Source organism: Pseudomonas sp. NEEL19 (assembly GCF_028751975.1).
Classification (GTDB): domain Bacteria; phylum Pseudomonadota; class Gammaproteobacteria; order Pseudomonadales; family Pseudomonadaceae; genus Aquipseudomonas; species Aquipseudomonas juntendi.
In genome coordinates this window covers 1,809,058-1,824,696 of the sequence record NZ_CP081491.1, presented here as the reverse complement: position 1 = coordinate 1,824,696, position 15,639 = coordinate 1,809,058, and the positions used below count along the sequence as shown (strand labels likewise).

Here is a 15,639-nt window from a genome sequence, read left to right as displayed (position 1 = left end):
AGGCGGTTTATTTGACCCAGCAGACAACCGCGGGCCCGGCGCGATCTATGCTTGCAATATGGGCAATGAACAGGGTTGGGCGAGACCATGCGCAATTTCTTGACCCTTGGGTCAGAAAAATATTGACCTGCTGGACAGGTGTTGCTTAGAGTCCGCCCAACAACAATAAAACCATTGCGAGGCCATCCCCGTGATCCAGTTTCTCGTCAATCAGGAGCTGCGTAGTGAGCACGCCCTGGACCCTAACATGACGGTGCTGCAGTACCTGCGCGAGCACCTGGGCAAACCCGGCACCAAGGAAGGCTGCGCCAGCGGTGACTGCGGCGCCTGCACCGTGGTGGTCGGTGAACTGACCCAGGACGCACAGGGCAACGACAACCTGCGCTACCGCAGCCTCAACTCGTGCCTGACCTTCGTCTCGTCGCTGCATGGCAAGCAGCTGATCAGCGTAGAGGGCCTCAAGCACCAGGGCCAGCTGCACAGCGTGCAGCAAGCCATGGCCGACTGCCATGGGTCGCAATGCGGGTTCTGCACACCCGGCTTCGTGATGTCGCTGTTTGCCCTGCAAAAGAACAGCGACGGCGCCGACCTGCACCAGGCCCAGGAGGCCCTGGCCGGCAACCTGTGCCGCTGCACCGGCTACCGGCCAATCCTCGACGCCGCCGAGCAGAGCTGCCGCCAGCCTTGCCGCGACCAGTTCGATGCCCAGCAGGCGCATACCATCAGCCGCCTGAAGGCCATTGCCCCCACCCAGACCGGTGAACTGAACAGCGGCGACAAGCGCTGCCTGGTGCCACTGACCGTGGCGGATCTTGCCGAATTGTACAGCTCGCACCCAGAGGCGCGGCTGCTGGCCGGCGGTACCGACCTCGCCCTGGAAGTCACCCAGTTCCACAAGACCCTGCCGGTGATGATCTACGTGGGCCACGTCGCCGAACTCAAACGCATCGAGAAAACCGCCAGCCACCTGGAAATCGGCGCTGCAACCCCGCTCACCGACTGCTACGGCGCCCTGAACGACGAGTACCCCGACTTCGGCGCCCTGCTGCACCGCTTCGCCTCACTGCAGATCCGCAACCAGGGCACCCTCGGTGGCAACATTGGCAATGCCTCACCGATTGGCGACTCGCCACCCCTGCTGATCGCCCTGGATGCGCAGGTGGTGCTGCGCCAGGGTGAGCGTCAACGGGTGATGCCGCTGGAGGACTACTTCATCGACTACCGCATCACTGCCCGCCAGGACAGCGAGTTCATCGAGAAGATCATCGTGCCACGCGCCAGCCGCGACTGGGCGTTCCGTGCCTACAAGGTATCCAAGCGCCTGGACGACGACATCTCCGCCGTATGCGGCGCTTTCAACCTGAGCATCGAGGACGGGGTGGTCAGCGGTGTGCGCATCGCCTTCGGCGGCATGGCAGCGATACCCAAGCGCGCGCGCGCCTGCGAAGCCGCGCTGCGCGGCAAACCCTGGAACGCGGCGGCCATCGAGCGTGCCTGCCAGGCCTTGGCCGAAGACTTCACCCCGCTCAGCGACTTCCGCGCCAGCAAGGAATACCGCCTGCTGACTGCGCAGAACCTGCTGCGCAAGTACTTCATCGAACAGCAATCGCCGCACATCGAAACCCGGGTGACCGCTTATGTCTAACCACCATGTAGCCAAGAGCCAGGCCGAGATGGCCGAACTGTTCAGCCAGCACCTGACCACCGGGGTTGGCCGCAGCGTCAAGCACGACAGCGCCGACAAACATGTTTCCGGCGAGGCGCTGTACATCGACGACCGTCTGGAATTCCCCAACCAGCTGCACGTCTATGCCCGCACCGCCGACCGTGCCCATGCGCGCATCCTGCGCATCGACACCGCGCCGTGCTATGCCTTCGAGGGCGTGCGCATCGCCATCACTCACGAAGACATCCCTGGCCTGAAGGACATTGGCCCGGTGGTGGCGGGTGACCCGCTGCTGGCTATCGACAAGGTCGAGTTCTTCGGGCAGCCGGTGCTGGCCGTGGCTGCACGCGACCTGGACACCGCACGCAAGGCGGCCATGGCCGCAATCGTCGAGTACGAGGACCTGGAACCGGTGCTGGACGTGGTCGACGCGCTGCGCAAGCGGCACTTCGTGCTCGACAGCCACACCCACCAGCGCGGCGATTCCGCCAGCGCCCTGGCCAGCGCCCCGCACCGCCTCCAGGGCACCCTGCACATCGGTGGCCAGGAGCACTTCTACCTGGAAACGCAGATTTCCTCGGTGATGCCTACCGAAGATGGCGGCATGATCGTCTACTGCTCCACGCAGAACCCCACCGAAGTGCAGAAGCTGGTCGCCGAAGTACTCGACGTGCCGATGAACAAGGTGGTACTGGACATGCGCCGCATGGGCGGCGGCTTTGGCGGCAAGGAAACCCAGGCCGCCAGCCCGGCCTGCCTGTGCGCGGTGGTGGCGCGCCTGACCGGCCAGCCGACCAAGATGCGCCTGCCGCGGGTCGAAGACATGACCATGACCGGCAAGCGCCACCCGTTCTACGTCGAGTACGACGTGGGCTTCGATGAAGATGGGCGCCTGCATGGCATCAATCTGGACCTGGCCGGCAACTGTGGCTACTCGCCCGACCTGTCTGGCTCGATCGTCGACCGCGCCATGTTCCACTCCGACAATGCCTACTACCTGGGCGATGCCACCGTGCATGGTCACCGCTGCAAGACCAACACTGCCTCCAACACGGCGTACCGCGGCTTTGGCGGCCCGCAGGGCATGGTTGCCATCGAACAGGTGATGGACCATATCGCCCGCCACTTGGGCCGTGACCCCCTGGCGGTGCGTAAGGCCAACTACTACGGCAAGACCGAACGCAACGTCACCCATTACTACCAGACCGTCGAGCACAACATGCTCGAAGAGATGACCGCCGAGCTGGAGGCCAGCAGCGACTACGCCGAGCGCCGCGAGTCGATCCGCCGCTTCAACGCCAACAGCCCGGTGCTGAAGAAAGGCCTGGCCCTGACCCCGGTCAAATTCGGCATTTCGTTCACCGCCACCTTCCTCAACCAGGCCGGTGCGCTGATCCACATCTACACCGATGGCAGCATCCACCTGAACCATGGCGGCACCGAAATGGGCCAGGGCCTGAACACCAAGGTGGCGCAGGTGGTGGCACAGATCTTCCAGGTGGATTTCAGCCGTATCCAGATCACCGCCACCAATACCGACAAAGTGCCCAACACCTCGCCCACGGCCGCCTCGAGCGGTGCCGACCTGAACGGCAAGGCGGCGCAGAACGCGGCCGAGATCCTCAAGAAGCGCCTGACCGAGTTTGCCGCACGGCACTACCAGGTGACCGAGGAAGACGTCGAGTTCCGCAACGGCCACGTGCGGGTGCGCGATCAGATCGTCAGTTTCGAGCAGTTGGTGCAGCAGGCCTACTTTGCCCAGGTGTCGCTGTCCAGCACGGGCTTCTATCGCACGCCGAAGATCTACTACGACCGCAGCCAGGCCCGTGGCCGGCCGTTCTACTACTTCGCCTTCGGCGCTGCCTGTGTGGAGGTGATCGTCGACACCCTGACGGGTGAATACAAGATGTTGCGCGCCGATATCCTGCACGATGTCGGTGACTCGCTGAACCCGGCCATCGACATTGGCCAGGTAGAGGGCGGTTTCATCCAGGGCATGGGCTGGCTGACCACCGAGGAACTGGTGTGGAACGCCAAGGGCAAGCTGATGACCAACGGCCCGGCCAGCTACAAGATTCCGGCAGTGGCCGACATGCCACTGGACCTGCGCGTGAAGCTGGTGGAAAACCGCAAGAACCCGGAAGACACCGTGTTCCACTCCAAGGCCGTGGGCGAGCCGCCGTTCATGCTCGGCATTGCCGCCTGGTGCGCGATCAAGGATGCCGTGGCGAGCCTTGCCGATTACCGCGTGCAGCCGAACATCGACGCGCCGGCAACGCCGGAGCGGGTGTTGTGGGGGTGTGAGCAGATGCGAAAGGCGGTGGCCCAGCAGCAACCGTCTGAACATGAATTGGAAACCGTCACCCACTGACAACGCAAGGCCCTGTAGGAGCGGCCTTGTGTCGCGAAAGGGTCGCGAAGCGGCCCCAAGATCTTGGCTACTGCATAGATTGTCGGGGCTGCGGTGCAGCCCTTTCGCGACACGAGGCCGCTCCTACAAGGGGGCCGTGTCGATCTTTAGAGAGGTTGCATCATGCACCAATGGATCAACGCCCTCGCCGACCACCAGGCCCGTGGCGAAGCCTGCGTACTGGTGACCATCATCGAGGAACGCGGCTCGACCCCGCGTAATGCCGGCTCGAAGATGGTGGTCAGCGCCAGCGGCCTGTTCGACACCATCGGCGGTGGCCACCTGGAATACAAGGCCCTGCACATCGCCCGGCAAATGCTTGAAGCACAACGCACCACGCCGCACCTGGAACGCTTCAGCCTCGGCGCCAGCCTGGGCCAGTGCTGCGGCGGCGTCACCGTGCTGCTGTTCGAACCCATGGCTGCCGTGCAGGCGCACATCGCCGTGTTCGGCGCGGGCCATGTCGGCCGCGCTCTGGTACCCTTGCTCGCCGCCCTGCCCTGCCGGGTGCGCTGGGTCGACTCGCGTGAACAGGAATTCCCCGAATTCATCCCCAACGGGGTGACCAAGGTGGTCAGTGAAGAGCCGGTCGACGAAGTGGCACAGCTGCCACCAGGTTGCTACTGCATCGTCATGACCCACAACCATCAGCTCGACCTGGAACTGACCGCCGCCATTCTCAAGCGCAACGACTTCACCTGGTTCGGCCTGATTGGCTCGAAGACCAAACGGGTCAAGTTCGAGCACCGCCTGCGCGAGCGGGGCTACGACGACGCGCTGATGGCGCGCATGCGCTGCCCGATGGGCCTGGCCGAGGTCAAGGGCAAGCTGCCCATCGAGATCGCCGTGTCCATCGCCGGTGAAATCATCGCCACCTACAACGCCTGCTTTGGCCAGCACGACGCTGCCGCCAATGCCGGCCCCATTGCCCAGTTGCTGCCGCCCTCCCGGCGCAGCCAAGCCCTTTGACGAGTGAGTTATGACCGTTACCCGCAAAGCCTACCGTGCCGCCATCCTGCACAGCATCGCTGACCCGGCCGAGGTGGGCCTGGAGGCATCCCATGAATACTACGAAGACGGCCTGCTGGTCGTCGACGATGGCCGCATCAGCGCCGTTGGCCACGCCAGCGAGCTGCTGCCGACCCTGGCCGCCGACTTTCCGGTCGAGCACTACCAGGACGCACTGATCACCCCGGGCTTCATCGATACCCACATCCACTTCCCGCAAACCGGCATGATCGGCTCCTACGGCGAGCAGTTGCTGGACTGGCTGAACACCTACACCTTCCCGTGCGAAAAGCAGTTTGCCGACAAGGCCCACGCCGACCAGGTGGCGAAGATCTTCCTCAAGGAACTGCTGCGCAACGGCACCACCACCGCATTGGTATTCGGCAGCGTGCACCCGGAATCGGTGAATGCCCTGTTCGAAGAGGCCGAGCGCCTGGACCTGCGGCTGATCGCCGGCAAGGTGATGATGGACCGCAACGCCCCTGACTACCTGACCGACACTGCCGAGTCCGGCTATGCCGAAAGCAAGGCGCTGATCGAACGCTGGCACGGCAAGGGCCGCCTGCACTACGCCGTCACCCCGCGGTTCGCACCGACCAGCACGCCTGAACAGTTGACCCTGGCCGGCCAGTTGCTCAAGGAACACCCGGGCGTGTACATGCACACGCACCTGTCGGAAAACCTCAAGGAAATCGACTGGGTCAAGTCGCTGTTCCCTGAGCAGAAGGGTTACCTGGACGTCTATGACCACTTCGAGCTGCTGGGCGAGCGCTCGGTATTCGCCCACGGCGTGCACCTGTGCGACGACGAGTGCCAGCGCTTGGCCGAAACTGGCTCGGCCGTGGCCTTCTGCCCCACCTCCAACCTGTTCCTCGGCAGCGGCCTGTTCAACCTGCCGCAGGCCGAGCGCTTCAAGGTCAATGTGGGCCTGGGCACCGACGTCGGCGCCGGGACCAGCTTCTCGCTGCTCAACACCCTGAACGAGGCGTACAAGGTGATGCAACTGCAAGGCGCGCGCCTGCACCCGTTCAAGTCACTGTACCTGGCCACCCTCGGCGGCGCCCGTGCGCTGCGCCTGGACGACCGCATCGGCAGCCTGCGCCCCGGCAACGATGCCGACTTCGTGGTGCTGGACTACAAGGCCACGCCGCTGCTGGACTACCGCATTCAGCAGTCCAACAGCATTGAAGAGACCCTGTTCGTGCTGACCACCCTGGGTGACGACCGCACCGTGCGTGAAACCTACGCTGCCGGGCGTTGCGTGCACCAGCGCTAGCCACCGCAGCCCTGGTAGGAGCGGCCTTGTGTCGCGATGGGCTGCAAAGCAGCCCCAGGGGTGAGCGCAAATGCACACCCCTGAGGCTAACCAGGCAAACGATCAGCCCTTGACGGAAACCTTGGGCTTTTTCAGCAAATGCGAGAACACCGCATGCAGGTCGTCCGAGGCGCTTTCCTCGTCCAGGTTCAGCTTGCTGTCGATGTGGTCCATGTGGTGCATCATCAGGCTCACCGCCTGCTGGGCATCGCGCGCCTCGATGGCGTCGATCAGCTGCATGTGTTCGTCATACGAGCAGTGCGAACGCGTGCCGCTTTCGTACTGGGCAATGATCAGCGAGGTCTGCGACACCAGGCTGCGCTGGAAGCTGACCAGCGGCGCATTGCCCGCTGCCTCGGCCAACTTGAGATGGAACTCGCCGGACAGGCGGATACCCGCACCACGGTCGCCGCGCGAGAAGCTGTCACGCTCTTCACGCACCATTTGCCGCAGCTCGTTCAGTTGCTCGGCGGTGGCATGCTGCACGGCCAGTTCGGTAATGGCCCGTTCTACCATGCGCCGCGAGAAGAACACCTGGCGCGCCTCTTCAACGGTCGGGCTGGCCACAACGGCACCGCGGTTGGGCCGCAGCAAGACCACGCTCTCGTGAGCCAGCCGCGACAGGGCGCGGCGGATGATGGTGCGGCTGACGCCGAAGATTTCGCCCAGCGCTTCCTCGCTCAACTTGGTGCCCGGGGCCAGCCGCTGTTCAAGAATCGCCTCGAAAATATGCGCGTAGACGATGTCGTCCTGGGTACCGCTGCGGCCGGCCTTGCCGACCCGTGCAGGTTTCTTCAGAGGTTGCAGCTGTTCGTTCATGGGCTCTCGAGGCACGAAGAGAAAGTATGGCGCCATTGTACACAGGCTGAGGCGATTCCGCAGGGGGCGTTTTCGCTATATAGCCGTTGTACGACGCATTGCGCACACAAAACATAAAACATTATTTGCATTCTTTGTACACAAAAGCATAATCCATCGAGCAACTTCTTGACCCATAAGTCAACAAAACGGTCGGACGTCTGCCTCACCTCGCGGGGTCACCAAGTGCATGGCGCAGGAACTGGCCCCCACAACAACAAGAAAGACTTGAGGAGTACACGCTGTGGAAAGCCGCAAATCCGAAGCCCCTACGCTGGATCTTGCCCCGCCGCTCGAAACGAGTTGGCTGGAGCGGATTTTCAAACTCAAGCAACACGGCAGCACCGTCAAAACCGAACTGATCGCCGGGGTGACCACCTTCATCACCATGGCCTACATCATCTTCGTCAACCCCAACATCATGGCCGACGCCGGCATCGACCATGGCGCCGCCTTCGTCGCCACCTGCATCGCCGCGGCGCTGGGTTGCCTGCTGATGGGCCTGTACGCCAACTGGCCGGTGGGCCTGGCGCCGGGCATGGGCCTCAACGCCTTCTTCACCTACACCGTGGTCGGCACCATGGGCTACAACTGGGAAACCGCGCTGGGGGCCGTTTTCGTTTCGGGCGTGCTGTTCATGTTCCTGACCTTGTCGAAAGTGCGCGAATGGTTGCTCAACAGCATCCCGGTCAGCCTGCGCCATGCCATGGGGGCCGGCGTCGGATTGTTTCTCGGGCTGATCGGCCTGAAAACCGCCGGCATCATCGTCGACAGCCCCGCCACCCTGATCAAGCTGGGCTCGCTGCATGAGCCAGGGCCACTGCTGGCGGCGGTGTGCTTCCTGCTGATCGCCATCCTCAGCTACAAGCGCGTGTTCGGCGCGATCCTGATCAGCATCATCGGCGTGACCCTGGCCGGCTGGGGGCTGGGCCTGGTGAAATTTGGCGGGGTGATGTCGATGCCGCCGAGCCTGGCACCGACCTGGATGGCGATGGACGTGGCGGGCGTGTTCAACGTCAGCATGATCAGCGTGGTGCTGGCGTTCCTGTTCGTGCACATGTTCGATACGGCCGGCACGCTGATGGGTGTGGCCCAGCGGGCGAATCTGGTAGCACCGGACGGCCGTATCGAGAACCTGTCGCGGGCGTTGAAGGCCGACAGTGCATCGAGCGTGTTCGGCGCGGTGGTGGGTGTGCCACCGGTGACCAGCTATGTGGAAAGCGCTGCCGGGGTTGCGGCAGGTGGCCGGACCGGCCTGACGGCGGTGGTGGTCGGCTTGCTGTTCGTCGCGGCAATGTTCTTCGCCCCGCTGGCCGGGATGATTCCGGCTTACGCAACTGCAGGTGCGCTGATCTACGTGGCCATGCTGATGATGGGCAGCATGGCGCACATCCATTGGGATGAGGCTACCGACAGCATTCCGGCGATCGTCACGGTGATCATGATGCCGTTGACCTTCTCGGTCGCCGATGGCATCGCCCTGGGCTTCATCAGCTATGTGGCATTGAAGGCAGGTACCGGCAAGTACAAGGAAATCTCCGCCAGCCTGTGGGTGCTGTGCGCGATCTTCATTGCCAAGTTCGTGTTCCTCTGAACCTCGCCGTACCCACCAAGGGCGCCTCGGCGCCCTTTCTTCGTTGCTGCAGGCTGTGCCGGCCTTTGCGCCGATAAAGGTCGGCACAGCCAGTACAAAAACACCAGACGAAAAAAAGCCCGCCAGTGTGAGAGCGGGCCAAAGGACCTACGAAGATTCTTCTAGCGACCAACTAGCTTCCACGGTAGGTCGAATAGCTGTACGGCGAGATCAACAGCGGCACGTGGTAGTGCTCCTGCTGCTCGTCGATGCCAAAGCGCAGCACCACAACATCCAGGAACGCCTGGGCCGGCAGTTGCACACCGCGGGCGCGGTAATAGTCGCCTGCGCTGAACTGCAGCTGGTAGACGCCAGTGCGGTAGTCGTCGCCTTGCAACAGCGGCGCGTCGACGCGGCCATCGCTGTTGGTCAGGGCGGTGTTCACCAGCTCCAGTTGCTGGCCTTCGACACGGTACAGCTCGACCTTGATCGAGCTGCCCGGGCAGCCATGCGCGGCATCCAGTACGTGTGTGGTCAAACGTCCCATTGCGTGTCGCCTCTTGTTCAATCTGTGGGCAAGAAATACTCGCCAGCGCACCCAAACAGGGCCTGCGGCAGGCGCGAATGACGCTATTAAGACATTCCACCGCAAAATTGTACACAATTTTTTGGACCCAGCCGTCGCCCCCCCACCGCACTTTGCCCACAAACGATCCAGCAGTCGCGAATACAGGCGGGATAACGACGCCCACTTCATTATCTGACCAATCAGGCAGGTTTCTTGCACTGTATTTCTTGCTGGCAGTGAAGCGACAAAAGGGCAGAAATGCGGAAAAACAGGCTTACAAAAGATTTCATAAGTTGTATACAATCAGCCCATCCGGTGGTGCGACATCCCGACTCGGCCCGCCCACCCCCCGCACCAACGCACAAGAAGGAAGACTGCAGTGAGCGCTGACTATCCTCGCGACCTGATCGGTTACGGCAACAACCCTCCTCACCCGCAATGGCCGGGCAACGCTCGCATCGCGCTGTCTTTCGTGCTTAATTACGAGGAAGGTGGCGAACGCAACATCCTGCACGGCGACAAGGAGTCCGAAGCGTTCCTCTCCGAAATGGTTGCTGCCCAGCCGCTGCAAGGCCAGCGCAACATGAGCATGGAGTCGCTGTATGAGTACGGCAGCCGTGCCGGTGTATGGCGCCTGCTCAAGCTGTTCAAGGACAGCGGCGTCCCGCTCACCATCTTTGCCGTGGCCATGGCCGCTCAGCGCCACCCCGACGTGATCCGCGCCATGGCCGAAGCTGGCCACGAGATCTGCAGCCACGGCTACCGCTGGATCGACTACCAGTACATGGATGAGGCCCAGGAGCGCGAGCACATGCTCGAAGCCATCCGCATCCTCACCGAAATCACCGGTGAACGCCCTGTGGGCTGGTACACCGGCCGCACCGGCCCGAACACCCGCCGCCTGGTGATGGAGGAAGGTGGCTTCCTCTACGACAGCGACACCTACGACGACGACCTGCCCTACTGGGAGCCGAACAACCCGACCGGCAAGCCGCACCTGGTGATCCCCTACACCCTGGACACCAATGACATGCGCTTCACCCAGGTGCAGGGTTTCAACTGTGGCGAGCAGTTCTTCCAGTACCTGAAAGACGCGTTCGACGTGCTTTATGCCGAAGGCGCCGAAGCGCCGAAGATGCTCTCCATCGGCCTGCACTGCCGCCTGGTCGGCCGCCCGGCGCGCCTGGCTGCGCTCAAGCGCTTCATCGACTACGCCAAGAGCCACGAGCAGGTCTGGTTCGCCCGTCGCGTGGACATCGCCCGCCACTGGCACACCACCCACCCGTACAAGAAAGAGAACGCCTGATGACCGCCTTCAAGACCCTCAAGCCCTCCGCCCTGGACCGCGACGCCTTCGTCGAGGTATTCGCCGACATCTACGAGCACTCGCCGTGGGTCGCCGAAAAAGCCTATGACCTGGGCCAACTGGGTGAACTGGACGAAGTCGAGGCGCTGCACCAGCGCATGAGCGATATCCTGCTCAGCGCCACTCACACTGACCAGCTGGCACTGATCAATGCTCACCCGGACCTGGCCGGCAAGGCCGCCATCCAGGGCGAGCTCACCGCATCGAGCACCAACGAACAGGCCGGCGCCGGTATCCACCAGTGCACCGCCGAAGAGTTCGCCCGTTTCACCGAGCTGAACGATGCCTACAAGGCCAAGTTCCAGTTCCCGTTCATCATGGCGGTAAAAGGCAGCAACCGGCACCAGATACTCGCCGCGTTCGAAAAGCGCATCCACAACGACAGCGAGGCCGAATTCAAGGAAGCCTTGGCGCAGATCAACCTGATCGCCCTGTTCCGCCTGCTGCAGCTGTAAGCGGCAGCCGACCCCCATTCAGTACAACGAACATAAAAGAGAGACCCGCATGCGCACCCTGATGATTGAGCCCCTGACCAAAGAAGCCTTCGCTCCCTTCGGCGACGTGATCGAAACCGAAGGCAGCGACCACTTCATGATCAACAATGGCTCGACCATGCGCTTTCACAAGCTCGCCACGGTCGAGACCGCCGAGCCTGAAGACAAGGCGATCATCAGCATCTTCCGCGCCGATGCGCTGGACATGCCGCTGACCGTACGCATGCTGGAACGCCACCCGCTGGGCAGCCAGGCTTTCATCCCGCTGCTCGGCAACCCCTTTCTGATCGTGGTCGCGCCCATTGGCGATGCACCTGTATCAGGCTTGGTCCGTGCCTTCCGCAGTAATGGCAGGCAGGGCGTTAATTACCATCGCGGCGTCTGGCACCACCCGGTGCTGACGATCGAAAAGCGGGATGACTTCCTGGTGGTTGATCGCAGCGGTTCTGGCAACAACTGCGATGAGCATTACTTCACCGAGGAACAGATGCTGATCCTCAATCCCCACCAATAAGAAAAGGTCGGTCATCGTTCTCGGTGATCGGCAGAGGTACATACTGTGGAAGCACACCTTCACGAATGGCTGAACCTGAGCATTCGCTGGGTTCACATGATCACCGGCGTAGCCTGGATCGGTGCATCGTTCTACTTCGTCTGGCTGGAGAACCACCTGAACCGAAGCAACCCGCGCGATGGGTTGTCGGGTGATCTCTGGGCGATTCACGGCGGTGGTATCTACCACCTGGAGAAATACAAGCTCGCCCCCCCGAAAATGCCCGAGAACCTGCACTGGTTCAAATGGGAAGCCTACTTCACCTGGATGTCCGGTATCGCCCTGCTGTGCGTGGTGTTCTACTGGAACCCGACGCTGTACCTGCTGGCCCCTGGCAGTACCCTCAGCGGTGCCGAAGGCGTGGCCATCGGTATCGGCTCGCTGGTCGCCGGCTGGTTCATCTACGACTTCCTGTGCGACTCGCCGCTGGGCAAGAAGCCGGCGTTGCTCGGTGCCGTGCTGTTCGTGCTGATCATCGCCGCCTGCTGGGGCTTCAGCCTGGTGTTCAGCGGCCGCGGTGCCTACCTGCACACCGGCGCGATCATCGGCACCATCATGGTCGGCAACGTGTTCCGCATCATCATGCCGGCCCAGCGCCAGCTGGTGGCCGCGATCGAGAACAACCAGACGCCCGACCCGGTACTGCCGGCCAAAGGCCTGTTGCGCTCGCGTCACAACAACTACTTCACCCTGCCGGTGCTGTTCATCATGATCAGCAACCACTTCCCGAGCACCTACGGTAGTCAGTACAACTGGCTGATCCTGGCCGGTATCGCGGTAGCTGCGGTGCTGATCCGCCACTACTTCAACACCCGCCACGACAGCAACAAGTACGCCTGGACCTTGCCTGTCGGTGCCCTGGCAATGATTTGCCTGGCCTACGTCACCGGCCCCAAACCGATGGCAGTGAGCCCTGAGCAGGCCGCCGCGAAGATCGAGTACCAGCCTCTGCCGGCTACGGCTGTGGGTGGCAAGACCGCTGCCGAGCAACGCGCCGAAGAGGCCGCCAAGGCCGCCGCAGCGCCTGCTGAAGCCCCGGCCCAGGCCCAGGCCCCGGCTACGGCCCAGGCCGGTGGTGGCGACTTCGACAAGATCCACAATGTCATCCAGGAACGCTGCACCGTGTGCCATTCGGCCAAGCCGACCAGCCCACTGTTCAGCGCCGCACCTGCCGGCGTGATGTTCGACACCCCGCAGCAGATCAAGGCCCAGGCCGCGCGCATTCAGGCGCAGGCAGTGGCCAGCCAGATCATGCCGCTGGGCAACATCACCCAGATGACCACCGAGGAGCGCAAGCTGGTCGGTGACTGGATCGCCAAGGGCGCCCAGGTCAACTGATCGAGCCACAAGCGTCAAGCTGCAAGCCTCAAGCTGTACGTAGTAGGAAGCAAGCATCGAGTGCCAGGCTCCAGTGCGGATACCAAGCTTTTTCTTGAAGCTTGCCCCTTGGAGCTTGGCACTTGGATCCGAGAATAAAAACAAAACTCGAGGTGCTGCATGTCCGAGTCCCGCAAGGCGTACATACCCGTTGCGCCACCGCGCGAACCCTTGCCCCTGTTCCAACTGTTCCTGGTTGGCCTGCAACACGTTTTGCTGATGTACGGTGGCGCCATCGCTGTGCCGCTGATCATTGGCCAGGCCGCCGGGCTGTCCCGTGAAGAAGTCGCTTTCCTGATCAACGCCGACCTGCTGGTCGCTGGCGTCGCCACCATCATCCAGTCGTTCGGTATCGGCCCGGTGGGCATCCGCATGCCGGTGATGATGGGTGCCAGTTTCGCAGCCGTGGGCAGCATGGTGGCCATGGCCGGCATGCCCGGTGTAGGCCTGCAGGGGATCTTCGGCGCGACCATCGCCGCCGGCTTCTTCGGCATGCTGATCGCACCGTTCATGTCCAAGGTCGTGCGCTTCTTCCCACCGCTGGTCACCGGTACGGTGATCACCTCGATTGGCCTGTCGCTGTTCCCGGTAGCGGTCAACTGGGCCGGCGGTGGCCAGGATGCCAGTACGTTCGGCTCGCCGATCTACCTGCTGGTGGCCGGCCTGGTGCTGGCCGTGATCCTGCTGATCAACCGCTTCATGCGCGGCTTCTGGGTCAATGTGTCGGTGCTGGTTGGCATGGGCCTGGGCTACGTGCTGGCCGGCGCGATCGGCATGGTCGACCTGTCAGGCCTGAGTGAAGCGCCGTGGTTGCAGGTGGTGACGCCCCTGCACTTCGGCATGCCGACCTTCAGCCTGGCACCGATCCTGTCCATGTGCCTGGTGGTGGTGATCATCTTCGTCGAGTCCACGGGCATGTTCCTGGCCCTGGGCAAGGTGACCGGACGCGAAGTCACCCCAGGCATGCTCCGCCGCGGCCTGCTGTGCGATGCCGGGGCGTCGTTCATCGCCGGCTTTTTCAACACCTTCACCCACTCGTCGTTCGCCCAGAACATCGGCCTGGTGCAGATGACCGGGGTCCGCTGCCGCTTTGTCACCATCGTGGCCGGCGCACTGCTGATTCTGCTCAGCCTGCTGCCCAAGGCAGCGTTTCTGATCGCCTCGATCCCGCCCGCGGTACTGGGTGGGGCGTCGATCGCCATGTTCGGCATGGTGACCGCTACCGGGATCAAGATCCTGCAGGAAGCCGACATCGGCGACCGCCGCAACCAGTTGCTGGTTGCGGTGAGCGTGGGCTTCGGCTTGATCCCCGTGGTGCGCCCGGAGTTCTTCGCGCAGATGCCGCAGTGGATGGAGCCCATCACCCACAGTGGCATCGCCATGGCCACGGTCAGCGCCCTGGTGTTGAACGTGCTGTTCAACATTCTGGGCGGTGCCGACCGCGCGGTGCACAACGACGCCTGTCACCAGCACTGAGGCAAAACCCCTTCGAGTGAACGGGAGCGGCCTGTTGCCGCTCCGGTCTCGAACCGCCGTAGACGCTACACCGTCGGCCCGCCGGAATGGGCCGCCCGGGGCACCTGCACGCCAAAAAAACCCAAAAAAAACAATAAGTCCGGGAAGCACAACATGAAACGCATCACCACGTCCCTCTTGCTGGGCAGCAGCCTGCTGGCCACCGTTCCCGCCCACGCGGGCGAATGGCTGCAATGGCACGGCGAAAGCCTGACCTACCTGTACGGCAAGGACTTCAAGGTCAACCCCAGCATCCAGCAAACGGTTACCTTCGAGCACGCCAACAAATGGAAGTACGGCGACACTTTCATGTTCGTCGACAAGATTTTCTACAACGGCAAAGCAGACGCCAGCAAGGGCGTGACCACCTACTACGGTGAGTTCAGCCCGCGCCTGTCATTCGGCAAGATCTTCGACCGGAAACTGGCGTTCGGCCCGGTCAAGGATGTGTTGCTGGCCATGACCTACGAACGAGGCGAAGGCGACAACGAGGCCTACCTGATCGGCCCCGGCTTCGACCTGGCCATCCCGGGCTTCAACTACTTCACCCTCAACTTCTATGTGCGCAACACCGAGGGCAGCCGCCCCGGGGACAATGTGTGGCAGATCACCCCCGCCTGGTCGTACACCCTGCCGGTGGGCAAGTCCGACATCCTGATCGATGGTTACATGGACTGGGTGACCGACAACGACCAGACCCGCCGTGGCACCTACCACGCCAACCTGCACTTCAACCCGCAGGTCAAATATGACCTGGGCAAGGCCCTGAACCTGGGGGCAAAGCAGCTTTATGTGGGCTTCGAGTACAGCTACTGGAAGGACAAGTACGGCATCGACAGCCGCGGCAACCTGGACAGCAACCAGAGCGTGGCGAGCGCGCTGATCAAGGTACACTTCTAAGAAGTTGACCAAACGCACAAGTTTGATTCACAGCGC

13 protein-coding genes are annotated in these 15,639 nt (G+C 62.7%); 11 read left to right on the top strand and 2 right to left on the bottom strand.

Annotated elements, in window-relative coordinates:
• Positions 1-190 precede the first annotated feature (190 nt).
• The 4 genes from xdhA to guaD all read left to right on the top strand — a co-directional run bounded on the left by xdhA (position 191) and on the right by guaD (position 6,360).
• Positions 191-1,645, top strand: coding sequence for a xanthine dehydrogenase small subunit (gene xdhA, locus K4A76_RS08355; protein ID WP_009683924.1), 1,455 nt, complete (start codon positions 191-193; stop codon positions 1,643-1,645).
• The gene (gene xdhB, locus K4A76_RS08350) at positions 1,638-4,037 is read left to right on the top strand and encodes a xanthine dehydrogenase molybdopterin binding subunit (protein ID WP_212623527.1); all 2,400 of its coding nucleotides are present in this window, start codon (positions 1,638-1,640) and stop codon (positions 4,035-4,037) included. Before xdhA ends, xdhB begins: the two co-directional genes overlap by 8 nt.
• A 162-nt stretch (positions 4,038-4,199) precedes the next feature.
• Complete coding sequence (gene xdhC / locus K4A76_RS08345; protein ID WP_009683926.1) at positions 4,200-5,045, top strand: xanthine dehydrogenase accessory protein XdhC; 846 nt, start codon at positions 4,200-4,202, stop codon at positions 5,043-5,045.
• A 10-nt stretch (positions 5,046-5,055) separates the two neighbouring features.
• Entirely contained in the window at positions 5,056-6,360 is a 1,305-nt protein-coding gene (gene guaD, locus K4A76_RS08340; RefSeq protein WP_009683927.1) for a guanine deaminase, read from the top strand.
• Positions 6,361-6,462: 102 nt separating this feature from the next.
• Here guaD and K4A76_RS08335 read toward each other — a convergent pair whose 3' ends face one another.
• Positions 6,463-7,218 carry a GntR family transcriptional regulator gene (locus K4A76_RS08335; RefSeq protein WP_054890194.1) on the bottom strand — a complete coding sequence of 252 codons (756 nt, stop codon included), beginning with the start codon at positions 7,216-7,218 and terminating at the stop codon, positions 6,463-6,465.
• A 283-nt stretch (positions 7,219-7,501) separates the two neighbouring features.
• On the opposite strand from K4A76_RS08335, the gene K4A76_RS08330 reads away from it, so the two are divergent.
• Positions 7,502-8,851: an NCS2 family permease gene (locus tag K4A76_RS08330; protein ID WP_009683929.1), complete on the top strand. Its 1,350-nt coding sequence runs from the start codon at positions 7,502-7,504 to the stop codon at positions 8,849-8,851.
• A gap of 172 nt (positions 8,852-9,023) precedes the next feature.
• On the opposite strand, the gene uraH is transcribed toward K4A76_RS08330, so the two are convergent.
• Complete coding sequence (gene uraH / locus K4A76_RS08325) at positions 9,024-9,377, bottom strand: hydroxyisourate hydrolase (RefSeq protein WP_003259496.1); 354 nt, start codon at positions 9,375-9,377, stop codon at positions 9,024-9,026.
• 400 nt (positions 9,378-9,777) lie between these two features.
• Here uraH and puuE point away from each other — a divergent pair, with 400 nt between their 5' ends.
• The 6 genes from puuE (at position 9,778) to K4A76_RS08295 (ending at position 15,603) form a co-directional block, all read left to right on the top strand.
• Positions 9,778-10,704 (top strand): allantoinase PuuE, encoded by a 927-nt coding sequence (gene puuE / locus K4A76_RS08320; protein ID WP_009683931.1) that lies wholly within the window; start codon positions 9,778-9,780, stop codon positions 10,702-10,704.
• Positions 10,704-11,219 carry a 2-oxo-4-hydroxy-4-carboxy-5-ureidoimidazoline decarboxylase gene (gene uraD / locus K4A76_RS08315; RefSeq protein WP_274411922.1) on the top strand — a complete coding sequence of 172 codons (516 nt, stop codon included), beginning with the start codon at positions 10,704-10,706 and terminating at the stop codon, positions 11,217-11,219. Before puuE ends, uraD begins: the two co-directional genes overlap by 1 nt.
• A gap of 49 nt (positions 11,220-11,268) precedes the next feature.
• Complete coding sequence (locus K4A76_RS08310; protein ID WP_274411921.1) at positions 11,269-11,772, top strand: ureidoglycolate lyase; 504 nt, start codon at positions 11,269-11,271, stop codon at positions 11,770-11,772.
• A gap of 45 nt (positions 11,773-11,817) precedes the next feature.
• A complete protein-coding gene (locus tag K4A76_RS08305) occupies positions 11,818-13,149 on the top strand; it encodes a urate hydroxylase PuuD (RefSeq protein WP_274411920.1) in 1,332 nt (443 codons plus the stop codon).
• 159 nt (positions 13,150-13,308) lie between these two features.
• Positions 13,309-14,664 (top strand): nucleobase:cation symporter-2 family protein, encoded by a 1,356-nt coding sequence (locus K4A76_RS08300; RefSeq protein WP_274411919.1) that lies wholly within the window; start codon positions 13,309-13,311, stop codon positions 14,662-14,664.
• A gap of 153 nt (positions 14,665-14,817) precedes the next feature.
• On the top strand, positions 14,818-15,603 hold the full coding sequence (locus tag K4A76_RS08295) for an outer membrane protein OmpK (protein WP_009683937.1): 786 nt from the start codon (positions 14,818-14,820) through the stop codon (positions 15,601-15,603).
• Positions 15,604-15,639 lie beyond the last annotated feature (36 nt).

Bases quoted from the DNA above. Each gene is read 5' to 3' on its own strand.
- xdhB (WP_212623527.1), top strand. From the start codon at position 1,638: ATGTCTAACCACCATGTAGCCAAGAGCCAGGCCGAGATGGCCGAACTG.
- xdhC (WP_009683926.1), top strand. From the start codon at position 4,200: ATGCACCAATGGATCAACGCCCTCGCCGACCACCAGGCCCGTGGCGAA.
- guaD (WP_009683927.1), top strand. From the start codon at position 5,056: ATGACCGTTACCCGCAAAGCCTACCGTGCCGCCATCCTGCACAGCATC.
- K4A76_RS08335 (WP_054890194.1), bottom strand. From the start codon at position 7,218: ATGAACGAACAGCTGCAACCTCTGAAGAAACCTGCACGGGTCGGCAAG.
- uraH (WP_003259496.1), bottom strand. From the start codon at position 9,377: ATGGGACGTTTGACCACACACGTACTGGATGCCGCGCATGGCTGCCCG.
- uraD (WP_274411922.1), top strand. From the start codon at position 10,704: ATGACCGCCTTCAAGACCCTCAAGCCCTCCGCCCTGGACCGCGACGCC.
- K4A76_RS08310 (WP_274411921.1), top strand. From the start codon at position 11,269: ATGCGCACCCTGATGATTGAGCCCCTGACCAAAGAAGCCTTCGCTCCC.
- K4A76_RS08300 (WP_274411919.1), top strand. From the start codon at position 13,309: ATGTCCGAGTCCCGCAAGGCGTACATACCCGTTGCGCCACCGCGCGAA.
- K4A76_RS08295 (WP_009683937.1), top strand. From the start codon at position 14,818: ATGAAACGCATCACCACGTCCCTCTTGCTGGGCAGCAGCCTGCTGGCC.